15 protein-coding genes are annotated in these 23,347 nt (G+C 72.2%); 5 read left to right on the top strand and 10 right to left on the bottom strand.

Annotated elements, in window-relative coordinates:
* The first annotated feature begins 33 nt into the window (after nt 1–33).
* A complete protein-coding gene (locus AC07C1_RS20740) occupies nt 34–4,683 on the top strand; it encodes a hypothetical protein (protein ID WP_478940942.1) in 4,650 nt (1,549 codons plus the stop codon).
* Nucleotides 4,684–4,686: 3 nt separating this feature from the next.
* On the opposite strand, the gene AC07C1_RS20735 is transcribed toward AC07C1_RS20740, so the two are convergent.
* From AC07C1_RS20735 to AC07C1_RS20695, 9 genes are all read right to left on the bottom strand, one after another.
* Nucleotides 4,687–6,237, bottom strand: coding sequence for a GMC family oxidoreductase (locus AC07C1_RS20735; RefSeq protein ID WP_478940940.1), 1,551 nt, complete (start codon nt 6,235–6,237; stop codon nt 4,687–4,689).
* A 36-nt stretch (nt 6,238–6,273) separates the two neighbouring features.
* Nucleotides 6,274–7,845 carry an APC family permease gene (locus tag AC07C1_RS20730; protein ID WP_478940938.1) on the bottom strand — a complete coding sequence of 524 codons (1,572 nt, stop codon included), beginning with the start codon at nt 7,843–7,845 and terminating at the stop codon, nt 6,274–6,276.
* Between the two features lie 18 nt (nt 7,846–7,863).
* On the bottom strand, nt 7,864–9,330 hold the full coding sequence (locus AC07C1_RS20725) for an aldehyde dehydrogenase family protein (RefSeq protein ID WP_478940936.1): 1,467 nt from the start codon (nt 9,328–9,330) through the stop codon (nt 7,864–7,866).
* Nucleotides 9,323–10,453, bottom strand: coding sequence for an aromatic ring-hydroxylating oxygenase subunit alpha (locus AC07C1_RS20720; protein ID WP_478940934.1), 1,131 nt, complete (start codon nt 10,451–10,453; stop codon nt 9,323–9,325). The genes AC07C1_RS20725 and AC07C1_RS20720 overlap by 8 nt, the downstream gene beginning before the upstream one ends.
* Nucleotides 10,454–10,479: 26 nt before the next feature.
* The gene (gene solA / locus AC07C1_RS20715; protein WP_478940933.1) at nt 10,480–11,634 is read right to left on the bottom strand and encodes an N-methyl-L-tryptophan oxidase; all 1,155 of its coding nucleotides are present in this window, start codon (nt 11,632–11,634) and stop codon (nt 10,480–10,482) included.
* Between the two features lie 9 nt (nt 11,635–11,643).
* Nucleotides 11,644–14,187 (bottom strand): GcvT family protein, encoded by a 2,544-nt coding sequence (locus AC07C1_RS20710; protein WP_478940931.1) that lies wholly within the window; start codon nt 14,185–14,187, stop codon nt 11,644–11,646.
* Nucleotides 14,188–14,231: 44 nt separating this feature from the next.
* A complete protein-coding gene (locus AC07C1_RS20705; protein WP_478940929.1) occupies nt 14,232–14,888 on the bottom strand; it encodes an MBL fold metallo-hydrolase in 657 nt (218 codons plus the stop codon).
* Nucleotides 14,885–15,970 carry an S-(hydroxymethyl)mycothiol dehydrogenase gene (locus tag AC07C1_RS20700; RefSeq protein ID WP_478940927.1) on the bottom strand — a complete coding sequence of 362 codons (1,086 nt, stop codon included), beginning with the start codon at nt 15,968–15,970 and terminating at the stop codon, nt 14,885–14,887. The genes AC07C1_RS20705 and AC07C1_RS20700 overlap by 4 nt, the downstream gene beginning before the upstream one ends.
* Nucleotides 15,971–16,195: 225 nt before the next feature.
* On the bottom strand, nt 16,196–17,035 hold the full coding sequence (locus AC07C1_RS20695) for an IclR family transcriptional regulator (protein ID WP_478940925.1): 840 nt from the start codon (nt 17,033–17,035) through the stop codon (nt 16,196–16,198).
* 300 nt (nt 17,036–17,335) lie between these two features.
* Between AC07C1_RS20695 and AC07C1_RS20690 the strand changes: the two genes are divergently transcribed.
* Nucleotides 17,336–17,659 carry a bifunctional 3-phenylpropionate/cinnamic acid dioxygenase ferredoxin subunit gene (locus tag AC07C1_RS20690; protein WP_478940923.1) on the top strand — a complete coding sequence of 108 codons (324 nt, stop codon included), beginning with the start codon at nt 17,336–17,338 and terminating at the stop codon, nt 17,657–17,659.
* Between the two features lie 127 nt (nt 17,660–17,786).
* Nucleotides 17,787–18,974, top strand: coding sequence for an NAD(P)/FAD-dependent oxidoreductase (locus AC07C1_RS20685; protein WP_478940921.1), 1,188 nt, complete (start codon nt 17,787–17,789; stop codon nt 18,972–18,974).
* A gap of 167 nt (nt 18,975–19,141) precedes the next feature.
* Here AC07C1_RS20685 and AC07C1_RS20680 read toward each other — a convergent pair whose 3' ends face one another.
* Nucleotides 19,142–19,675: a hypothetical protein gene (locus tag AC07C1_RS20680; RefSeq protein ID WP_478941310.1), complete on the bottom strand. Its 534-nt coding sequence runs from the start codon at nt 19,673–19,675 to the stop codon at nt 19,142–19,144.
* Between the two features lie 420 nt (nt 19,676–20,095).
* Here AC07C1_RS20680 and AC07C1_RS20675 point away from each other — a divergent pair, with 420 nt between their 5' ends.
* Entirely contained in the window at nt 20,096–22,915 is a 2,820-nt protein-coding gene (locus tag AC07C1_RS20675) for a sensor histidine kinase (RefSeq protein ID WP_478940920.1), read from the top strand.
* On the top strand, nt 22,912–23,346 hold the full coding sequence (locus AC07C1_RS20670; protein WP_478940918.1) for a roadblock/LC7 domain-containing protein: 435 nt from the start codon (nt 22,912–22,914) through the stop codon (nt 23,344–23,346). Before AC07C1_RS20675 ends, AC07C1_RS20670 begins: the two co-directional genes overlap by 4 nt.
* The last annotated feature ends 1 nt before the right edge of the window (nt 23,347 follow it).

The raw sequence follows: 23,347 nt of genomic DNA, 5'->3' as shown, positions 1-23,347 counted from the left end.
CCCGATCTGCCAGAAGACTGACGAGAGTCCGCCATGTACGAGCTGTCCCGGGTCCGCCTCTACTCCATCGGGCCCGCCGGTGCGCGCTACGCCGACACCGTGCTTGACCTGCGGGGTGTGGGCGATCCCGTGCCCGACCCGGCGCCCACGCAGGCGGAGTTCTTCGCGGAGGAGCCGTCCGGGCCGCCGCGCCGGCCCGCGCCCGCCGGCGTGCTGTTCCTGGAGAACGGCGGCGGCAAGTCCGTCCTGCTCAAGCTGATCTTCTCGGTGATGCTGCCCGGTCACCGCAACACCCTCGGTGGCGCCAGCTCCGGCGTGCTGCGCAAGTTCCTGCTCGCCGACGACTGCGGGCACGTGGCCCTCGAGTGGCAGCACGTGCTGACCGGCGAGTGCGTCGTCGTCGGCAAGGCCAGCGAGTGGCGCGGACGTCAGGTCTCCAACGACCCGCGCAAGTTCGCCGAGGCCTGGTACTCCTTCCGGCCCGGTCCCGGGCTCAGTCTGGACAACCTGCCCGTCGCCGAGTCCACCGCCGTCCGGCCGGCCGTCGAGGGCACCTCCGGTGCCCAGGGCCGCCGCCGCACCATGAAGGGCTTCCGTGACGCCCTCACGGAGGCGGGCAAGGCCTACCCGCATCTGGAGGTGCACTGGGAGGAGATCCACGACCGCTGGATCGAGCACCTCGGCGACCTCGGCCTGGACCCCGAACTCTTCCGCTACCAGCGGGAGATGAACGCCGACGAGGGGGAGGCGGCCGGTCTCTTCGCGGTCAAGAAGGACTCCGACTTCACCGACCTGCTGCTGCGCGCGGTCACCGACACCCGCGACACCGACGGCCTTGCCGACCTCGTCAGCGGCTTCGGCAACAAGCTCGGCCGACGCGCCGAACTGATCGCCGAACGCGACTTCACCGCGGGCTCCGTCGACCTGCTCGGGCGGATCGTCGAGGCCGCCGAGGCCCGTTCACGCGCACGTGACATCCACGTCGGCGCCGAGCGCCGTACCCGGACGCTGGCCCGGCGGCTGTCCGCGCGGGCCGTGCGGGAGCGGGTGCGGGCCGCCGACCTCGCCCAGCGGGTCACGGCCGCCGCGTACGCCGTCACGCATTCGGAGGGCGCGCGGGAGCGGAGCGCGCTGATCGCCGCCGAACTCGCCTACCGGCACGCCTCCCTGGCGCTCGCCGCCGCCGAGAAGTCCGCCGCCGCGCAGAAACGCGAGCTGGCCGACGCCCGCACCCTGCACTCCGCCTGGCAGGCGGCCGAGGCCGTGCTGCGCCACCGCGCCGCCGCCGACCGCGTCGCACGCGTGTCCGCCGCCATCCAGGAGGCCGAACGGGACGCGGCCCCCGCGCTCGCCGCCCGCGCCAAGGCCGCCGTGGACCTCGTACGGGCCCTGCACGCGGCCGCCGAGAGCGCCGAGGTCCTCGCCGACGAGGAGGAGGAGCGTTCCGCCGCCCTGCAGGACGTCAGCGACTGCGCGTACCGGGACTCCACCGCCGCCGCCACCGAGGCGCAGCGCGCCCGCAGCGAGACCGGGCATCTGCGCCAGCGCCTCGCCGAGGTCGAGCAGGAGACCGCCGAGGCCGTCCGGGCGGGCTGGCTCGACGACAGCTCCCCGGACGCCGACCCCGCGCGTGCCGCGCTCGCCGCCAGCGACGCCGAGAAGACCACCGTCGCCGCCTGGGACGCGGCACGCGAGGCCGCCCGCAAGGCCACCGAGCACGCGCGCGAGGCGGCCTCCGCCGAGTCCCGCGCGGAGCTGACGGCGGCCCGCGCGGCCGACGCGGCGACCGCGGCCGAGCGCACCCACGACGCCGAGCGGCGCCTGGCCGAGTCGCTGGCCACCGAGGAGCGGCTCGCGGAGCTGCTGAGCCTGCCCGGCGCACCCGTTGTGGCACGCGTGGGCGTGCCCGCACCCCGGTCGGGAGCGGACGACGGCACACGCGGCGGATCGGCCACGGACGCCGCAGCCCTGGCCGAAGGCCCGCTCACCCCGGAGGAACTCGACCGGTACGCCGACGAGTTGCGCGAACTGCTCGACGACGCCGTGTCGACCGCCGAACGGCACCTCTTCGAACTCCGCACGGCCGCCGCGGACGACGCCCGCATCCTCGGCGCCCTCGGTGACGGCGGACTGCTGCCGCCCGGCCCCGACGTGCTGGCCACCGTCGAGTTCCTCGGCGAGCACGGCATCCCCGCACTGCCCGGCTGGCGCTACCTCGCACAGGCCGTCGACCCCGCCGACCACGCGCGCGTGCTCGCCGCCCGCCCCGAACTGGTCGACGGTGTGATCATCACCGACCCGGACACGCACGCGCGTGCCCGCGAGGCCCTCGGCGACGCCGCCCTTTTGCCCCGCTCCGCCGTCGCCGTCGGCACGGCCGCCGCCCTGCTCGCCCCGCCCCCCGCCGCCGACGCCACTCCCGGTGACGTCTTCCTCGTGCCGCCGAACCCGGCCATGCACGACGAGCACGCCGCCGACGAGGAACGACAGGCCCTGCGCGCGCGGGCCAGCGAGCGCGACGAGGAGATCCGCGGCCTCGCCGCCCGGCTCGGCAAGGACCGCGAACTCGCCGCCCGGCTCGCCTCCTGGCGCACCGGCTGCCCCGCCGGGCGCCTCACCGAACTGGCCCGGGCCGCCCAGGAGGCCCGCGCGTTCGCCGAGGAGACCGAGGCCGAACTCGCCGAGGCACGGACCGTGCGCGCGGAGGCCGACGAGTCCGCCGCCGAGGCCGCACGGGTCCGCGACGAGCGGCAGGAGGCCGCGCAGAAGGCCCGCCGGGCCGCCGACGCCCTGGCCGGCCTCGCCTACCGGCTGCGCGAGCGCGCCGGCTGGCAGGTGCGACTGCGCGAACTCGCCGACGAGGCCGCCGAGTCCGAGGCCCGGGCCCAGGCCTGCCTGGAGCGGGCCCGCGCCGCCGACGAGGACCGCCGTGCCGCCCAGCGCGCCGCCGACGACGCCCGCCGCACCGCGCGCGCCCTGCGCGCCGAGCGCTCCGAGATCGCCGGCGCCCCCGACGACGTACCGGCCGGGGAAGAGAACGCCACCAAGACGTCCCTGCCCGCCCTCCGGGAGGCCTACCGGGCCGCCTCCCAGCTGTACGAGAAGGTCGGCGTCGGCGCCGACCTGCGCGCCGAACAGGCCCGCGCGGAGAGCGACGAGAGCGCCGCCCGGGCCGATCTGGACCGGCTCAGCAACAAGGTCCGCACCCGGGCCGAGCAGCTGCTGGAGTCGCCCGACGGTTCCGACGGGCCCTCCCGGCAGGCGGCGGCCGCGCGCGCCGAGGAACTGGTGCAGCTCCTGGAGACCCGCGTGTCCACCGCGAGCGAGCAGCTCGGCCGGCTGCGCGGCGAGGCCGAGCGGCACGCGCCCGAGGACGGCGGGGCGCACACCGAGCTGCCCGGGGAACTCGTCCCGCGCGACGCCGAGCACGCCCAGGCACTGCTGCGTACGGCATCGACCGAGCTAGCCGCCCGTACCGGGGCGCTGGCCGAGGCCCGCGAGGCGCACACGGAGCTGCTGGAGGCCCATCGCGCCGCCGAGGACGCGGCAGGCGGCTTCGACGAGATCGCCGCGATGCTCCGCGACCTGCTGCGCGAGCACGCCCCCGAGGAAGAGCCGGAGGAGCCGGAGCCGTACCCCGGCAGCCTGGAGGAGGCCCGGCACTCCGCCGCCGAGGCCCGCCGCTCGCTGCGTGGCTGTTCCGCCGACCTGTCCACCGCGGAGGCGGCCGTGCGCGAGGCGAGCGACGTCCTCGTCCGGCACGCCAACTCCACCCGCTACGAGCAGGTCCGCACCCCCGCCCGGCAGCAGATCCGCGAACTCCCCGCCTCCGCGCTGCCCGAGCACGCCCAGAAGTGGGCGGACGCCTTCGCGCCCCGCCTGCGCGTCCTGACCGACGAGCTGGCCCAGCTGGAGCGCAACCGGGACTCGATCGTGGACCGGCTGCGCGGTCTCGTGGAGTCGGCCCTGGCGACGCTCAGGTCCGCGCAGCGGCTCTCCCGGCTCCCGGAAGGGCTGGGCGAGTGGTCCGGGCAGGAGTTCCTGCGCATCCGCTTCGAGGAGCCCGACCAGGCCACGCTCACCGAACGGCTCGGCGAGGTCATCGACGAGGCCACGCGCGCGGCCGTGAAGAAGAACTCCGATCTGCGCCGCGACGGCATGTCCCTGCTGCTGCGGGGGGTCGCGGCAGCGCTTCAGCCCAAGGGCGTGGCCGTGGAGATCCTCAAGCCCGACGCGGTACTGCGCGCCGAGCGCGTCCCCGTCGGCCAGATGGGCGATGTGTTCTCCGGCGGCCAGCTGCTCACCGCGGCCATCGCCCTGTACTGCACGATGGCCGCGCTGCGCTCGAACGACCGGGGCCGGGACAAGCACCGGTACGCGGGCACACTGTTCCTGGACAACCCGATCGGCCGCGCCAACGCGACCTATCTGCTGGAGCTGCAGCGGGCCGTGTCCGACGCCTTGGGCGTGCAGCTGCTGTACACCACGGGCCTGTTCGACACGACGGCGCTGGCGGAGTTCCCGTTGGTCATCCGCCTGCGCAACGACGCCGACCTCAGGGCGGGCCTGAAGTACATCAGCGTGGAGGAACACCTCCGGCCCGGACTGCCCCAGCAGCCCCAGGCCGGAGCAGCGGGGCACAGCGAGATCACGGCGACACGGATGTTCAAGAAGCCGGCATAGCCGTCAGGCGTCCTCCCTCAGGAGATCCGCGCACTTCTCGCCGATCATCATGGTCGTGATGCACGGGTTGACCGCGATCAGGTCCGGCATCACCGACCCGTCGGCGACCCGCAGCCCCTCGACCCCCTTGACCCGCAGCCGCGCGTCGAGCGGGGCCGAGGGGTCGTCGTCCGCGCCCATCTTCACGGTGCAGGACGGGTGGTAGACGGTGTTGTGCGTCTTGTGGATGTAGTCGAGGAGTTCGTCGTCGGTACGGACATCCGGTCCGGGCGCCAGCTCGGCTCCCGCCCAGCCGCTCAGGGCCGGCTGCGAGGCGATCCGCCGCGCGAGCCTCAGCCCGAACGTCATCACCCGCGCATCGTGCTCGTGCGTGAAGTACCGCGGGTCCACCTTCGGCTTGTCCCGGTAGTCCCGGGTCCGCAGCCGTACCGTGCCACGTGACCTGGCCTTCGTCACGTTCGGCGTCAGGCAGAACGCGTTCTCCGAGGTGGGATAGCCCCAGCGCGCGGTGTTCATGTCGAACGGCACCGACCCGTAGTGGAACATCAGGTCGGGCCGGTCCAGGCCGGGCTCGGTGTCGTAGAAGACGCCCGCCTCCCACCACTGGCTGGAGGTGGTCGCCATGGGCCGCTCGGCCTGCCACATGATGACGCCCTCGGGGTGGTCCTGGAGGTTCTCGCCGACGCCGGGCGAGTCGACGGCGACCTCGACGCCGACCTCCCGCAGGTGCCCGGCCGGGCCGATGCCGGACAGCATCAGCAGTTTGGGGGTGTCGATCGAACCGCACGAGACGATCACCTCGCGACGGGCCCGCACCGTGCGGGTGTGCACCAGGTCGGGGCCCAGGTATGCGGCGCCCACGCACCGGCGCCCCTCCAGCACGAGCTTCTTGGCCCGCACCCCCGTCCGGACGTCCAGATTCGGACGTTTGCCGAGCACCGGGTGCAGATAGGCCACGGACGAGGACTGGCGCATGTTGTTCTCGTCGGAGTTGATCTGGAACCAGTTGGCCCCGCGCACCACCGTCTTCCCGGTGTTGAACGGGACCGTGGGTATCCCGGCCTGCGCGCACGCCTCCAGCAGCGCCACGCCGCACGGGTCCCCGCCCTTCAGCGTGCGCAGCTTCACCGGGCCGGTGCGGCCATGGTGGTCGCCGGGCGCGTCGTTGTTCTCCAGCCGCCGGTACAGCGGGAACAGGTCGGCCGCGCTCCAGCCCGTACAGCCCTGGGCCGCCCAGTCGTCCAGATCCTCCGCGGGCGCCCAGAAGGCGATACAGGAGTTGTGCGACGAACAGCCGCCCAGGACCTTCGCACGCGCGTGCCGCATGAAACTGTTGCCGGTGGCCTGCGGCTCGACCGGATAGTCCCAGTCGTAGCCGGACTCCAGCAGGCCCATCCAGCGCTCCAGTCTGAGCACGTCGTCGTCGCCGACGTCGCTCGGGCCCGCCTCCAGGACGCACACCGTCACCGAGGGGTCCTCGGAGAGCCGTGCCGCCACGACGTTGCCCGCGGTGCCGCCGCCGACCACCACGTAGTCGAACTCGTCGATGCTCATGAGCAGTGACCTCCTTGCCAGCCGGAATCGGCGGAATCAGTCGGCCGCCGGAGCGGCGAGCGGAGCGGTCGGGGCGGTGGCCGCGGCCTCCAGGCGGTGCTCGGCGAGGACGCCGGTGCGATGGCGCTGGACGAACCAGTAGTAGGCGAAGCCGCCGCCTGCGATGACGGCCACGAACAGCACCGCGCCCCAGCGCAGATACCAGTGGTAGGGCGCTGCCGCGTTGTAGACGGCTGCGCGCGGCCAGATCAGGTTGACCGTCATGACGGCGCCCCACACCACCGCGACGATGTTGACGGGCAGCCCCCAGCGGCCCAGCGAGAACCTGCCCTCGCCCGCGGGCCGCCACTTCCCGCGCAGCCGGGCCACCAGCATCGGCGCGGTGACGCCGAGGTAGGCGAGGTAGATCATGATGATGCCGATGCTGGTGACGACCGTGAAGATCTGTGGCTGGCGGATGTTGACCACGAGTATCGCCAGTGCCAGCACACCGATGATCACGGCCGGCAGTACCGGGGTCCGGAAGCGCGGGCTGACCCGGGCCATCAGCGAGGACGCGGGCAGGTTGTTGTCCCGGGCCATCGCGAACGCCAGCCGGATCGCCGCCGTGTGCACGGCCAGCGCGCACACCGTGACCGCGATCAGCACGCACCACAGCATCGCCTTGCCGGCCGTCGGGCCGAGCACGTCGAGCACGGCGTACTGCAGACCGTCCGTGGACAGCTTGTCGCCCTTGAGGCTGGAGACGCTCATCAGGGCGAGCAGCAGCACCAGGCCGCCCAGGACGAACGAGGCGACGATCGCGCGAATGATGGCGCGAGGCGCGTTGCGGGACGGGTCGAGCGACTCCTCGCCGAGCGAGGCGGCGGTGTCGAAGCCGTACATGACATACGCGGACGCCAGCGAGGCCACCAGGAAGGCGCCGAGATAGCCGGTGGAGTAACCGGCGCCGGTGTGGTTCGTCTGCATGACGACTTGAGGGCCGCGCGTGATGTGGACGGCGAACAGGATGATCAGTACAACGGTCGCGATCAACTCGATGAAGACGCCCGCCGTGTTGATCGTGGCCATCAACTTGACGCCGAAAGCATTGACGAGCGTGGTGAACAGGATCAACACGGCCGCGAGGACCACCGCGTTCGTCGCCACGTCGTACTTGCCGGTGCCGTCCCCGATGAACTGGAAGGCGGACGAGATCTGCGGCAGGGTCAGCTGATAGGCCAGCGCGACCGCCGAGATGGACACGATGGACGCGATCAACATCATCCACCCGGCGAGCCAGCCGAGATGCGGATTGCCGATCTTCTTGGACCAGTTGTAGACCGACCCCGCCACGGGGTAGCGGGCGGCCAGTTCCGCGAAGCACAGGGCCACCGTGAACTGGCCGGCGAACACCATCGGCCACGACCACCAGTAGGCGGGGCCCCCGCTGCCGTAGCCGAAGTAGAACAACTGGAAGGTGCCGGTCAGGATCGAGATGTAGCTGATCCCTGCGGCGAAGGTGTGGAAGTTGCCGAGGGTGCGCTTGAGTTCGGGCTTGTAGCCGAACTCGGCGAGTTCGGCGTCGTCGTGGTGGTGCGGTCCTGGTGATTGCTCGGTGGTCGTCATGAGCGACTCCTCTGGCTGTCAGTCGAACCAGCCCTGTGGTGCCGGCGCGGTGTTGCGCCAGATGTGCTTCGTCTCGCGGTACTCGGCGAGCCCCGCCGGTCCGAGTTCGCGCCCGAACCCGGACTGCTTGTAACCACCCCATTCGGCCTGCGGCACGTAGGGGTGGTAGTCGTTGATCCAGACCGTGCCGAGGCGCAGCCCCGCCGCGACCCGGGCGGCCTTGCCCTCGTCGCGGGTCCATACGGCGCCCGCCAGGCCGTAGATCGTGTCGTTGGCGAGCCGGACGGCCTCCGCCTCCCCGGTGAACCGCTCGACGGTCAGCACCGGTCCGAAGGACTCCTCGCGGACCACCGACATCTCACTCGTGCACTCGTCCAGGACGGTCGGCAGGTAGTAGAAGCCCGCGTCATGGCCGGGACCGGAGGGCCGGCCGCCGCCGCAGCGCAGCACCGCGCCCTCCTGGAGCCCCGTCGCGACATAGGCCTCGACCTTGTCGCGGTGGGCCGCCGAGATCAGCGGGCCGGTCTGCGCCCGTTCGTCGAACGGCCCGCCCAGCCGGATGGACCGCGCCCGCCGGACGACCTCGTCCACGAACCGGTCGTGCAGCGCGTCCTCGACCAGCAGCCGGGCCCCGGCGGAACACACCTGCCCGGAATGCAGGAACACGGCGGTCAGCGCCATGTCGGCCGCCGCCTCGAAGTCGGCGTCCGCGAAGACGATGTTCGGGTTCTTCCCGCCGAGTTCGAGCGCGACCTTCTTCACCGTGCCGGCCGCCGCCGCCATCAGCCGGCGGCCGGTCCGCAGCCCGCCGGTGAAGGAGACCAGGTCGACGTCCGGATGGTCGCCGAGCGGGGCGCCCGCCTCCGGGCCGGCGCCCAGCACCAGATTGGCCACGCCGGGCGGCAGACCGGCCTCCGCCAGCAGCCGGACCAGATGGATCGCCGTGTGGGGGGTCAGCTCGCTCGGCTTCAGCACGAAGGTGTTCCCGGCCGCGAGCGCCGGCGCGACCTTCCACGCGGTCTGCAGCAGCGGATAGTTCCACGGTGTGATCAGGGCGCAGACGCCGACGGGCTCGTACACCACCCGGCTCTCGACGCCCTCCCGGCCGGTGTCGATCACCCGCCCGGCCTCGCTCCTGATCAGCCGCCCGAAGTAGCGGAAGCAGTTGACGACGTCCTCGATGTCGTACGCGCTCTCCACCAGCCGCTTGCCCGTGTCCAGGGACTCGGCGCGGGCCATGGTGTCCTGGTCGCGGACCAGCAGGTCGGCGATCCGCAGGAGCAGGTCGCCGCGCCGCTGGGGAGACGTACGCGGCCAGTCACCGGTGTCGAAGGCGCGCCGGGCCGCCGTGATGGCCTGCACGGTGTCCTTGCCGCCCGCCTCGTCCACGACGCCGACCAGGGAGCCGTCGGCGGGACAGCGGATCTCGCGGGTGCGCTCGTCCAGGGCGCCGCGCCACGCGCCGTCGATGAAGAGGTCAGGCACGGGCGTCTCCCAGCTGGGTCAGCAGCCACTCGTGGAAGATCCCGATGTGGTGTTCGCTGGGGACCAGCACGCCGCCCCCGCGGTAGGCGCGTGAGGACATCGCCGGCTGGGTGCGCTCGCACGCCTCGAAGTCCTGGACGTTGACGCGGTGGAACAGCTCCGCGGACTTCGACACGTCCGCGCCCGACGCCACCACCTCCGGCGCGTACAGCCAGTCGCACTCCACGACCGTGCGGTCCTCGGCGAGCGGGAACATGCGGTGCAGTATGACGTGATCGGGGACGAGGTTGACGAACACGGCCGGCTTGATGGTGATGGCGTAGTAGCGGCGGTCCTGGTCGGCGCCGACCTCGGGCAGCCTGGCGAAGCCGGCGCTGCCGTCCACCGTGAAGCCCTTGATCTCCTCGCCGAACTCCGCGCCGTGGCCCACGTAGTACTGGGCCGCGTACCCGTCCGCGAACTCCGGGAGCACCTCCGTGAGTTCGGGGTGGATCGTCGCGCAGTGGTAGCACTCCATGAAGTTCTCGACGATCAGCTTCCAGTTGGCCCGCACGTCGTAGCTGATGCGCTTGCCGAGGGCCAGTCTCTCGGTGCCGTAGCGCTCGATGGCCGCCGCGTCGCCGAGCCGCTCCACGGCCGCATGCATCACCGTGTCCGCGAAGGAGGGCGGTTCGTCGGCGAGGCACACCCAGGCGTAGCCGAGCCATTCGCGCAGGGCCACCTTGATCAACCCGAACTCGACTCGATCAATGTCCGGCATCTTGATCAAGTTGGGCGCGGCGATCAACTTGCCGTCAAGGTCGTACGTCCATGCGTGGTACGGGCACTGCAGGCTGCGCCGCACCTCACCGGACTCCTCGGTGCACAGCCGGGCCCCGCGGTGGCGGCACACATTGAGGAAGGCACGCAGTGCTCCGGCGCGGGTACGGGTGATGATGACGCTCTCCCGGCCCACCTGGACGGTACGGAAGGTGCCCGGCTTGTCCAGATCCGCGCTGCGGACCGCGCAGAACCACAGGGACTCGAAGAGCTTCTCCTGCTCCAGCCGGAAGACGTCCGGGTCGGTGTAGTAGTGGCCCGGAAGCGTCGCGATGAGGCTCGGGGAGATCGGTGTCGTCGTCACGGGCGTGCTCCTGGTTCGATTGCGGCTCAGGCGGGCGCGGCGGCGAGGCGGGCGGGGTCGAACAGGCCGATCGGGTGCGCGGTGGAGCCGGTCAGCGCGAGGTCGGCCAGGATCTCGCCGACCACCGGCACGAACTTGAAACCGTGCCCGGAGAACCCGCAGGCCACGGTCACCGACTCCGGGTGGTCGGGGTGCCGGGCGATCACGAAGTGCTCGTCCGGGGTGTTGGAGTACATACAGGTGGCGGCCTTGAGGAAGGTGCCGGGCAGGTCCGGGACGCAGCGGGACATGTGGTCGGCCATGGCCCGGACCTCGTCCTCGTGTACGGTCCGGTCGATGGTCTCCGGCGTGGTGATCCGGCCCTTCCGGAAGAAGGCGACCTTGGCACCCAGCTCGGGCCCGTCGATGGCCGGGAAGCCGTACACCTGGACACCGGCCGCGTCCTCCCAGATGTAGATCGGGTGGTTGCGGGGGACGAACCGCTCGATGCCGCCGTTCGGCTGGAACCAGTACATGACCTGCCGCTCGATCGTGAACGGCACCCCGAGACCGGTGAGCAGCCGCGGCGCCCACGCGCCCGGGCAGATCACCAGCTGGGCGGCCGTGTAGGTGTTCTCGGCCGTATGGACGCGCACCCCGTCCCGGTACGGTTCCCAGCGCAGCATCGGCTCCTCGAAGTGCAGCTCGGCCCCCTGCCGGGTGGCCAGCTGCAGATGCGCGGCGACGGTGTTCTCGGGCCGGAGCAGACCGGCCTTCCTCTCGTACAGCGCCACCTCGTCGTCGTCCGGGTTCAGCGTCGGGAAACGGCGGCGGATCTCCTTGGCGTCGAGCATCTCGTGCGGCAGATCCCACTGCTGCGCCGAGCACAGCGAGCCGGAGACGGTACGTGACTCCGGGCGCCCGACCATCACACCACCACTGAGGACGGCGATCTCCCGGCCGGTGGCCCGCGCCAGGTCCTCGTACAGCTCGTAGGCGCGCAGCAGCAGCGGTACGTAGGCCGGGTCCTCGAAGTACGACTGCCGGGTGATCCGTGAACCACCGTGGCTGGAACCCCGGTTGTGCACCGGGCCGTACTTCTCCAGGCCGAGCACCCGGGCGCCGCGCGCGGACAGGTGGTGCGCGGCGGCGCCGCCCATGCCGCCGAGACCGATGACGATGACGTCGTAAGACGGTGACACGGGCGCCTCCTAGCGGCGGATGCGGGTCATCTCCGGGTCGAACAGGGGCTCGTCGGCGACCGTGGCCGGGACCTTCTCGCCGAAGTACTCGATGTACACGCCGGTGCCGGTGGCGAGGCCGGCCGGCAGCCAGGCGTAGGCGACGCAGCGGCCGAGCGTGTAGCCGTACGACGCGCTGGTCACGTAGCCGGCGGGGGCGCCGTCGACGTACACGGGCTCCTTGCCGAGGACCACGGCCGCGGGGTCGTCCAGGAGGAGCGGGGTGAGCCGGCGGGCGGGCCCGGTCAGGCTCCGCAGGGCCTCCTGGCCGATGAAGCCGTCCTTGTCCATGCGGACCGCGAAGCCGACGCCGGCCTCGAAGGGAGTGTGCTCGTCGGTCATGTCGGTGCCCCAGGCCCGGTAACCCTTCTCCAGCCGCAGGGAGTTGAAGGCGGAGCGGCCGGCGGCGACCACGCCGAGCCTCCGCCCGGCCTCCCACAGCGTGTCCCAGAGCCGGAGCCCCAGGTCGGCGGTGGTGTACACCTCCCAGCCCAGCTCGCCGACGTAGCTCAGCCGCATCGCCGTCACCGGGACGTGGCCGAGATGGGTCTGCTTCGCCCGGAAGTAGCCGAAGCCCTCATGAGAGAAGTCGTCGCTGGTCAGCGGCTGCACGAGGTCGCGGGCCAGCGGCCCCCAGACGCCGATGCAGCAGGTGCCGGAGGTGATGTCCCGGATCCGGACGTCCGCCGGCGCGTGGCGCAGCAGCCAGTCGAGGTCCGCGGGGGAGTTGGCGCCGACCTGGAAGCGGTCGGGGGCCAGGCGGGCCACGGTGAGATCGGAGCGGATGCCTCCGGTCTCGTCCAGGAGCAGGGTGTAGGTGACCGCGCCGGGCTTCTTGCGGAGGTTGTTGCTGGTCATCCGGTCGAGGAAGGCGAGGGCGCCGGGGCCGGTGACCTCCAGCCGGCGCAGCGGGGTCATGTCGTACAGCGCTACCTTCTCGCGGGTCGCCTTCGCCTCGGCCGCGGCGATCGGGGACCAGTAGCGCGCGGACCAGGCGTCGCGCTCGGGCAGGTCGCCGAGAGCGTCCACGAGCGGGGCGTTGGCCTCGTACCAGTGCGGGCGCTCCCAGCCGGTGCCCTCCAGGAAGAAGCCGCCGAGTTGCTGCTGGCGGGCGTAGAAGGGGCTGACGCGCAGGGGCCGCGGCTGCGCCATCGGCTGCAGGGGGTGGAGCACGTCGTACACCTCGACGAACTGCTGTGCACCACGTTCACGGACGTACGACGGTGAACGCTGCGCCTCCTCGAAGCGGGTGAGGTCGCACTCGTGCACGTCGAGGGACGGCCGCCCGTCGACCATCCACTCGGCCACCGCCTTCGCCACACCCGCGGAATGGGTCACCCAGACCGCCTCGGCCAGCCAGAACCCGCGCAGCTGCCGGGTCTCCCCGAGGACCGGCATGCCGTCCGGGGTGAAGGAGAAGATCCCGTTGAATCCGGACTCGATCTCCGTCTCCCGCAGGGCGGGCAGCAGCCGCCGGCAGTCCTCCCAGCTCGGCGCCCAGTCCTCGGCGGTGAACGGGTACGAGGACGGCATCTCCATGTCCTGGGCGCGCGCCTCGTCGTACGCCGGGACGGCGAACGGGTCGACCGGCATGGGCCGGTGCGCGTACGAGCCGATGCCGATGCGGTCATTGTGCTCGCGGAAGTACAGATCGCGGTCCTGGAAACGGAGGATCGGTCTGGCGGCCTCGGCCGTCGCACCGCCCAGCCCGGGAACCGGCCCCGTCTTCGCGTACTGGTGCGCGAGGGGCTGCAGCGGTACGTCGACTCCGGCCATGCGGCCGATGACGGGACCCCAGAAACCGGCCGCGGAGACGATGTGGTCCGCCGGGAAGGCGCCCCGGTCGGTGACGACCGCGGTGACCCGGCCGTTCTCCTGCTCGATGCCGGTGACCGTGTGCCGGTCCAGGAAGCGGGCGCCGCGCGCGGTGGCCCGGTCCAGCTGGGCGCGGGCCGCGAGCAGGGCCCGGGCCAGGCCGTCGTCGGGGGTGTGGAAGCCGCAGAGGACGACCGACTCGTTTAGCAGGGGCCAGAGTTCCTTGCAGCGGGCGGTGGTCACGATCTCGCCGCGGATGCCCCAGGCGGCGGCGTAACCGGCCCTGCGGTGCAGCTCGGCCAGGCGTTCGGGGGTGGTCGCGAGTTCCAGGCCGCCTACCTGGTGGAAGCAGGAGACACCGTCGACTTCGAGGGAACGGAACTTCTCGACCGTGTACCCGGCGAACTCCGCGAGCGTCTTCGAGGGGCTGGTCCGGAAGACGAGTCCGGGCGCGTGGGAGGTGGAGCCGCCCGGGGCCGGCAGGGGGCCCTGTTCGAGGACGGTGACGTCGGTCCAGCCGCGGGCGGTCAGCTCGTCGGCCAGGGAGCAGCCGACGATGCCGGCGCCGATGACGACGACACGCGGGCCCTGGGGCCGGTTCTCGACGGTACGGGGGTGGTCTTCGGGCGTGCGGGGGTCGTCTTCCGGTGCGCGGTGGTGCTCTTGGGCCGTAGTCGGGTCTTCGGGTGTGCTGGACATGCCCCTCCTTGTGGTGGCGGGGATGGCAGGTGCGGGGGAGCCGTTCAGACAGCGGGGACGCTCGGCCGCTCGGCGGCGATCGTCGTGTCCTGTCCATGCCCGGTGTGGACGAGGGTGGCGCCCGGCAGGGTGAGCAGCCGGTCCCGGACGGAGGCCTCGATGGCCGGGCGGTCGGAGTGCGAGCGGCCGGTGGCGCCCGGGCCGCCGTGGAAGAGGGTGTCGCCGGTGAAGACGGCGTCGAGGAACGGGGCGTACAAGGAGCAGCTGCCCCGGGTGTGACCGGGCGTGTGGAGGACCCTCAGCTCGATGCCCGCGACCGAGAGGACACGGCCGTCGAACAGCCGGCCGTCCGGCTTGCGGGCCGGGTGCGTGTGCGACCACAGCTCGTGGTCGCCGGGGTGCAGCAGGACGGGCGCCCCGGTCAGGAGGGAGAGACCCGGCGCCGCGTCGATGTGGTCGTCGTGGGCGTGGGTGCAGACGATGGCGGTGACCTGGCGGCCGGCGGTGGCGCGGTGGATGGCCTCGGCGTCGTGTGCGGCGTCCACGACCAGCACTTCCGCGTCGTCACCGATCAGCCAGACATTGTTGTCCACGTCGAAGGTCTGACCGTCGAGGCTGAAGGTGCCGGAGGTGACGACACGCTCCACGCGGACGGAGCCGTGCACGCCCGTGCCGTCGGCGCTCGCTCTCTGTGTCCTCACAGGACCACCACCGAGCGCAGCACCTCACCGCGGTGCATCTTGCCGAACGCCTCCTCCACTTGGTCCAGGGCGATCGTCTCGGAGACGAACGCGTTGAGGTCGAGCAGGCCGTACAGGTACTGGTCGATCAGGAACGGGAAGTCCCGGCTCGGCAGACAGTCGCCGTACCACGAGGACTTGATGGCGCCGCCCCGCGAGAAGACGTCGATCAGCGGGAGTTCGACCTTCATCTCGGGAGACGGCACCCCCACCTGGACCAGCAGGCCCGCGTGGTCGCGCATGTGGAAGGCCTGCAGAAACGTCTCGGGCCGGCCCACCGCGTCGATGGCGATGTCCACGCCGTGGCCGTCGGTGAGTTCCCGGACCGCCTCGACCGGGTCGGCACCCCGGGAGTTGACGGTGTGGGTGGCGCCGAACTTCTCCGCCTGGTCGAGTTTCCTGTCGTCGATGTCGACGGCGATGACCTTCATGGCGCCGTTCAGGCAGGCGCCCGCGATGGCCGCGTTGCCGACGCCGCCACAGCCGATGACGGCGACCGAGTCGCCCCGGCCTACGTTGCCGGTGTTGACCGCCGCGCCGTAGCCGGCCATCACCCCGCAGCCGACGAGACCGGCCGCCTCGGGGCGCGCGGCCGGGTCGATCTTCACCGCCTGGCCCGCCGCGACCAGCGTCTTCTCGGCGAAGGCACCGATGCCGAGGGCGTTGCTGAGCGGGGTACCGTCCCGCAGGGTCATGGGCTGCGCGGCGTTGCGGGAGTCGAAGCAGTACCAGGGCCGGCCACGCCGACAGGAGCGACAGCTGCCACAGGGCGCCCGCCAGGCGAGCACCACGTAGTCGCCGGGCTTCAAGTCCGTGACGCCGGGGCCGACCGCCTCGATCGTGCCGGCCGCCTCATGGCCCAGCAGGAACGGGAAGTCGTCGTTGATCGCGCCCTCCCGGTAGTGGAGATCCGTGTGGCACACCCCGCAGGCCTGCACGTCGACGAGGACCTCGCCGGGCCCCGGATCGGGGACGACGATCGTCCGCACCTCCACGGGGGCGCCCTTCTTCACAGCGACTACGGCACGGACCTCGTGTGGCACGACAAGCTCCTCTGCTGTTGCGCATTGCACGATGGGTTGCGTGATGGGGAACATACTGAGAACGGCGTCATGGGGCCGTCAAGGGGTGCGCGTTAACCCTTGGCAAAGGGAACCCGCGGGGGCGAAACCTCTCGGACACACGACGGCGCGGGGCCGGGAACGTCCCGGTCCCGCGCCGCTGTCCGTGTGCGGTGGCCGCTGCGCGCGCGTCTGGCTGCCGCCCGGTCAGAAGCCGTAGCCCATACGACGGGACAACTCGGCGGCCGCCGCCACCGTCCGCTTCGCCACCTCCGGCAGCCGCTCCGGGTTCAGCCGGTACACCGGACCCGAGACGCTGATCGCGGCGATCACCTTGCCGTCGTGCGCCCGCACCGGCGCCGCGACGGCCGCGAGCCCCAGTTCCAGCTCTTCGACGGTGACGCCGTAGCCCTGTTCGACCACGGCCTCCAGTTCCGCGCGCAGCATCGTCGCGCCGGTGACCGTTCGGTCCGTGAACCGCGGCAACTGCCGCGCCAGCAGGCCCTCGCGCAGGGTGGGCGGCATGTGCGCGAGCAGCACCTTTCCGCTGGAGGTGGCGTGCAGCGGGGTGCGTCTGCCGAGCCAGTTCTGCGCGGTGACCGACGCGGTGCCGCGAGCCTGCATGATGTTGACCGCCGCATCGTCGTCGAGCACGGCGATGTTCACCGTCTCGCCCAGCTCGTCGGCGACCTCCCGGCAGACCGGGACGCCCTCCTGGGAGATGTCCAGACGCACTGCCGCCGCCCCCGCCAGGCGCAGTACGCCGGCCCCCAGGTAGTACTTGCCGCGGTCCTTCGCCTGGGCCACCAGGCCGCGGTTCTCCAGGACGCCGAGCAGCCGGAACGCCGTGGACTTGTGCACGTCCAGCTCCTCGGCGATCTCGGTGACGCCCGCTTCGCCGTGCCGGGCAAGGATCTCCAGCACGCTCACGGCGCGGTCCACCGACTGCACCGCACTGGCCGTTCCGCGGCCGTTCTGTCTCTCCGTGGCCCTTGGGATCTCCGTGGTCTCCTCGTTGCGGTCAGGCTGCTTCTGCGTGCGGGTCATGGCTCAACTCTCACCACCTGTGGGCCCGGTTCGGGCCGCATCTGCGGGAAGCCCTTGACGCGACGGTCGTCCCGCCCGGATTCTGTTGCGCATAGCGCTAGATCGTGCGCCATGCGAAACATCATGTTACCGAAGCGTCCGGATGCCGGAAGGGTGCCGGACCACCCGGACCGATGACGGTCCGCCGCTCCCGTATCGCTTCACCAGCCCGGACCCCTTGGGTCCGGACTCCCGCCTGCATCCCTGACGCCTGCATCGAGCAGGTCCCGGACCGAGTGTCCCGGACCGAGAGGGGGGCCCGTGATTCCCGTCTGCCGCCTCGAAGACCTCCCCGAGGGCGAGTCCATCCGCGTCGAGACCACGCCACCGATCGCCGTGTTCCGCACCGAGCACGGCGAGCTGTACGCCATCGACGACACCTGCACCCACCAGGACGCGTCCCTCTCCGAGGGCTGGCTGGAGGGCTGCCTGGTCGAATGCCCCCTGCACGCCGCGTCCTTCGACCTGCGCACCGGCGAGCCGACCTGCCTCCCGGCCCGCCGCCCCGTCCGTACCCACCGCGTCACCGTCGAGGACGGCGTCGTCCACGTCCACCTCACGGCGGAGGAGGGCACGGCCGCATGAACGCCACCAAGGGCCGGTTCGGCCGGCCCGGCCGTACGGACACCCCCTGGTTCGTCACCCCCTGTCCGATCACTGCGGCATCCACCGGTCCCCACCGTCCGACCCGCGTCGCGAGGAGCCGTGCCGTATGAGGACCGTGACCATCGTCGGTGCCTCCCTCTCCGGGCTCTACGCCGCCCGTGAGCTGCGCGCCCAGGGCTTCGACGGCCGACTGGTGATCGTCGGCGAGGAGAGCCACCGGCCCTACGACCGCCCTCCACTCTCCAAGGACTTCCTCACCGGCCTCACCGACGAGGAGCAGCTGGCCCTCACCGACGCCGACGAGACCGCCGGCCTCGATGCCGAATGGCTGCTCGGCGTCCGTGCCCGCGGACTCGACACCCGCGGCCGCACCGTCCTTCTCGGCGACGGACGTACCGTCTCCACCGACGGCGTCGTCATCGCCACCGGCGCCGCCGCCCGCCGGCTCCCCGGCGACAGCCTCGCCGGCGTGCACACCCTGCGCACCCTCGACGACGCCCGCGCCCTGCGCGCCGACCTCACCCAGGGGCCCCGCCGGGTCGTGGTCATCGGCGGCGGCTTCATCGGCGCCGAAACCGCCTCCTCATGCGCCCGGCTCGGCCATGCCGTCACGGTCGTCGAGGCCGCCCCCTTGCCGCTGGTGCCCCAACTCGGCGCGCACATGGCCGCCGTGTGCGCCGCCCTGCACCGCCGCGGTGGCGTGGAGCTGGCCACCGGAACGGGAGTGGCCGGATTGCGCGGCACCGCCAGCGTCACCGGCGTCGGCCTCACCGACGGCCGCACCCTGCCCGCCGACGTGGTCATCGTCGGCATCGGTGCCGTCCCCAACACCGCCTGGTTGGTGGGCTCGGCCCTCGCCCTGCACGACGGAGTGCTGTGCGACGACGGCTGTATGACCGCCCTGTCCCAGGTGGTCACGGTCGGCGATGTCGCCCGCGTCGGCGGCACCCGGGCCGAGCACTGGACCTCGGCCACCGAGCAACCCCGGGTCGCCGTGACCAACCTGCTCGCCGGCCGCGCCCGCGAGACCCTCCGCACGGTGCCGTACTTCTGGTCCGATCAGTACGGCACCCGCATCCAGTTCGCGGGCCGGTACCGCGACGGCGACACCGTCCGTGTCACCGAGGGCCGGATCACCGACGGCCTGCCCGGTGAGGCCGGTTTCCTGGCCCGATACGAACGGGACGGCCGTACCGTCGCCGTGCTCGCCGTGGACCGTCCGCGTGCCTTCATGCGGGCCCGGCGCGAACTCCAGCGGGAGGAGCGGCAGCGTGTCGAGCCGGCGGCGCTCTGACGGACGGCACGGGGGACGGCACAGGCTGGCGAGACCGGTGCGGCAGGGCCGCCCGGACGACAGCCGTCCGGCCCGGCTCCACCGGTCAGCTCGGTGGGGCAGCCCCGTTCCGTCCGGGTGGGGCAGCCCGTTCCGTCCGGTTCGGTCCTGCTCCGCGCCGCTTCTGGTCAGGGGTGCGACAACTGTCCGGTGCCGCCCCGCCGGCGTATCCGCCCCGGCTCGCCCAGGCCCGCCCGCTCCTTGATCCGGCGGGCGCGCCGCTCCGGCCGGAGCGCCCGGGCCGTGCTGCTCGGCTCGGAGACCACGCCGTACCGCTGGCTCCACACCTGACGGGTCACCCATACGTCGACCACGGCCCAGGTGGCCACCACGGTGCTCGCCACACTGCTGATCACCATGGGGAGCGCCAGCCAGGACCCGGCCATCGTGCACAGGAACGCCACCATTGCCTGGATCAGCGTCACTGCGATGATGATGACCGCGCGCACCGCCGCCGTACGCACCGGATCAGGCACCGGGTGCCGTCGCGCGGGCTCCTCGACCCACAACGGCCGGGATATCTGCTGCTGTTCCTCGCCCATGGACATTCCGGCGCGCCCAGGCGCCGTAATGTCGCGATCCAGCGCCTCGAGGCTCCGCCGCGCCGCCGAGCGTTCCGTCACGCTCTCCTCGGGCGCCTCGCGCCGCTCCGCCAAGCCCATCACCCTGTCACTCCCCACCGCCGGCAGACCGCTCGCCCCGGCGTCCGAAGACTCCGACTCCCCAGTGGCTGCCCGGCTTGCGCTGTTTTACGCCGCCAGGATGCGGGATGCGGCTCCTGTGGCCCATTCCGCCCCCATCTCCCGTAGGTAAGGACGAACGAGATCGCGCGAAGATTCCCGAACGGCGAAAGAATCCAGCCAACCGCCCGCGCGCACCACCGAGTCCGATCCCGGCACAACCCGCCGAATCACGGTGGCAATCTCCCGTAATGGCCGGACAACTCACCATGTCCCGACGCTCTTACGGAAGTTCGCCCTCCGGACATGTCTTCGAGTTAACTGCGAGGCGGTAGTAGGCTCGCGCCGTTTGTTGACGCACATGTGTACCCCCGACCGGCGGGGGTCGAGCTGGGGGAGGCCATGCGCTTTCGCGGGAAGTCGATCCGCCGGAAGATCGTGGCGCTGCTTCTCGTGCCGCTGGTGTCCCTGACCGCCATCTGGGGCTTCGCCACGGTACTGACGGGGCGTGAGGTCGCCCGGCTCTTCCAGGTGTCCGATGTCGTGCAGGACATCGGTTATCCCACCGAGGACACCGTCCGCGTCCTGCAGCAGGAGCGTCGCCAGACCCTCGTCTACCTCGCCGATCCGCGGGCCGCCGACGCCCTCTCCGCGCTGCACCGCACCCGCAACGCCACCGACCGGGCGATCGCCGAGATCCGGAAGAACGCCAAGGATCACGACGACGGCATGGACTCGGACGACAACGAGCGCCTCACCGCCGTCCTGGACGCCTTCGACGGTCTCGGCCCCCTTCGCCGCAGCGTCGAGGACGGCACGGTGACCCGGGCCCGGGCCTTCGGCCTCTACAACCACCTCGTCGACCCCTGCTACACGCTGCTCGCCGCCATCGACGGCATCGACGACGTCGAGATGGACAAGCAGGCCCGCGCCCTGGTCAACATCACCCGCGCCCGCGAACTGCTCTCCCGCGAGGACGCCCTCCTCGGCTCCTCCCTCGTCGTCGGCCGGCTCACCCGCGGCGAGACCCGGGACATCTCGGGCCTCGCCGCCCAGCGCACGCTGCTGTACGACATCAGCCTGCCGCTGCTGCCCGCCGCGGAACGCGAACGCTACGAACGCTTTTGGAAGAGCGCCACCACCGCCCCGCTGCGCGTGGCCGAACAGTCGGTCCTCGGCACGGACTCCGGCACGCCCCACGGGGTCACCGCCAAGAGCTGGGACTCCGCCGCGGCCGGCGTCCTCGACCAACTCGGCACCCTCGACGACCAGGTGGACGACCGCTTCCAGGACCGTATGCGGCCCGTGGCCGTGGGCGTCATCGTGCAGGCCGCCGTCGCCGGCCTGCTCGGCCTGATCGCCCTCCTGGTCTCCCTCGTCCTCTCCGTCCGGGTGGGCCGTGTCCTCATCCGCGACCTGAGGCAGCTGCGCCTGGAGGCGCACGAGGCCTCCGGTGTCAGGCTGCCCAGTGTGATGCGCCGTCTGTCGGCCGGGGAAGAGATCGACGTCGAGACGGAGGTGCCACGGCTCGAGTACGACAAGAACGAGATCGGCGAAGTGGGCCAGGCCCTCAACACCCTCCAGCGCGCCGCCGTCGAGGCCGCGGTCAAGCAGGCGGAACTACGGGCCGGGGTCTCAGAGGTCTTCGTCAACCTCGCCCGCCGCAGCCAGGTGCTGCTGCACAAGCAGCTCACACTGCTCGACACCATGGAACGCCGGACCGAGGACACCGACGAACTCGCCGACCTGTTCCGCCTGGACCACCTCACCACGCGCATGCGCCGCCACGCCGAGGGCCTGGTGATCCTCTCCGGCGCCGCGCCGTCCCGGCAGTGGCGCCGGCCCGTGCAGCTGATGGACGTCGTCCGCGCCGCCGTCGCCGAGGTCGAGGACTACGAACGCATCGAGGTACGGCGTCTGCCGCGCATCGCCGTCACCGGCCCGGCCGTCGCCGACCTCACCCACCTCGTGGCCGAACTCCTGGAGAACGCCACGGTCTTCTCGCCGCCGCACACCGCCGTCCAGGTCCTCGGCGAGCGGGTCGCCAACGGTTTCACGCTGGAGATCCACGACCGAGGACTCGGTATGACGGCCGAGGCGCTCCTGGACGCCAACCTGCGCCTCGCCGAGACCCCCGAGTTCGAGCTGTCCGACACCGACCGGCTCGGCCTGTTCGTGGTCAGCCGCCTGGCCCAGCGGCAGAATGTCCGCGTCTCCCTCCAGCCGTCGCCCTACGGCGGCACCACCGCCGTCGTCTTCGTCCCCGACACGCTGCTCACCGACGACGTCCCGGACACCAACGGCATCGGCTTCCGCCTCGACCGGGAGCGCACGGCGAGGGAGCTGGGGCAGGCGGCGAGCCGCGCCGCCGGGCGGCCCCAGGCAACGGTGCAGTTGCCGGGTCTGCCGACCTCCCTGCTGGACGGCCCCGTCGAGCTGGAGTCGCCCGTCGATCTGGACGCCCTCGACTTCCCCGGTGTCCTGGCGGACGAGGACAGCGAGCGCGGTGGACTGTTCCGCCCCCGCCGCTCCCTCGACGGCACCGAGGACCAGACGGCCGCCCTCCCCTCGCGTGAGGAGCCCGGCGACCGAGGTCCCGTGCCGCTGCCGCGGCGGCAGACGCCCAAGCTGGTCAGCTCGCACGGCAAGCCCGTCACCGACCAGCGCTCCCGCCGCGCGGAACCGGACCAGCAGCCCTCCGGCGGCCCGCGCCGCACCGACACGGGCGGACTGGCCCCGCTGCCCGCCCGGCGCCGCGGTGCGGCCCCCCGGCGCCCGGCCGAAGTCACCGACCGCCTGGGCGAGCCCGGAACCACTGCGGCCGGAGGGGTCGGCGAGACGTCCGAGCCCCCTGCGCTGCCCAGACGAACCCGGCCCAAGGCGCTCTCCTCCGGCGGCCCGGGCGGCCCGCCGCCATCCGGCGGCGATGCAGCCCGGAGCGGTGACCACACCGCCCCGCCCACCGGCGAGACGGCCGCGGAACCGGGCACCGGGCTGCTGCCCCGGCGCGTCCGCCAGGCCAGCCTGGCCCCCCAGCTCAAGCAGGACACCGAACGGCGCGCCCAGCGCGAGGCCCAGCCCGCCGACCGCGATGCCGACGAGGTCCGCAGCCGGATGGCCTCCCTCCAGCACGGCTGGCAGCGCGGCCGTGAGGAGAACGCCGCGGGCGACGGGACCCGGAACGGCACGGCACAACGAACGACTAAGGGGGACGGTCGATGACCGCACCGAAGGCGACCGACCACACGACGGTGAACAAGGGGGAGCTGAACTGGCTCCTGGACGACCTCGTCGACCGGGTCGCCAGCATCCGCAAGGCCCTCGTCCTGTCCGGCGACGGGCTGCCCACCGGGGTGTCCAAGGACCTGACCAGGGAGGACAGCGAGCATCTGGCCGCCGTCGCCTCCGGCTTCCACAGCCTCGCCAAGGGAGTGGGCCGCCACTTCGAGGCGGGCAGCGTGCGGCAGACGGTGGTCGAACTCGACGACGCCTTCCTGTTCGTCACCGCCGCTGGTGACGGCAGCTGCCTCGCCGTCCTCTCCGACGCCGACTCCGACGTCGGGCAGGTCGCCTACGAGATGACGCTGCTGGTCAAGCGGGTCGGCGTGCATCTGCGCGCCGCCCCGCGTACCGATCTGCCCGCAGGCGGGTAGT

The organism is Streptomyces sp. NPDC045022, from assembly GCF_056432605.1.
Note: the sequence above shows the minus strand (reverse complement) of the source record. Positions and strands in the feature narration are given on the sequence as shown.

Bases quoted from the DNA above. Each gene is read 5' to 3' on its own strand.
- AC07C1_RS20740 (WP_478940942.1), top strand. From the start codon at position 34: ATGTACGAGCTGTCCCGGGTCCGCCTCTACTCCATCGGGCCCGCCGGT.
- AC07C1_RS20735 (WP_478940940.1), bottom strand. From the start codon at position 6,237: ATGAGCATCGACGAGTTCGACTACGTGGTGGTCGGCGGCGGCACCGCG.
- AC07C1_RS20730 (WP_478940938.1), bottom strand. From the start codon at position 7,845: ATGACGACCACCGAGCAATCACCAGGACCGCACCACCACGACGACGCC.
- AC07C1_RS20710 (WP_478940931.1), bottom strand. From the start codon at position 14,187: ATGTCCAGCACACCCGAAGACCCGACTACGGCCCAAGAGCACCACCGC.
- AC07C1_RS20695 (WP_478940925.1), bottom strand. From the start codon at position 17,035: ATGACCCGCACGCAGAAGCAGCCTGACCGCAACGAGGAGACCACGGAG.
- AC07C1_RS20685 (WP_478940921.1), top strand. From the start codon at position 17,787: ATGAGGACCGTGACCATCGTCGGTGCCTCCCTCTCCGGGCTCTACGCC.
- AC07C1_RS20680 (WP_478941310.1), bottom strand. From the start codon at position 19,675: ATGGGCTTGGCGGAGCGGCGCGAGGCGCCCGAGGAGAGCGTGACGGAA.
- AC07C1_RS20675 (WP_478940920.1), top strand. From the start codon at position 20,096: ATGCGCTTTCGCGGGAAGTCGATCCGCCGGAAGATCGTGGCGCTGCTT.
- AC07C1_RS20670 (WP_478940918.1), top strand. From the start codon at position 22,912: ATGACCGCACCGAAGGCGACCGACCACACGACGGTGAACAAGGGGGAG.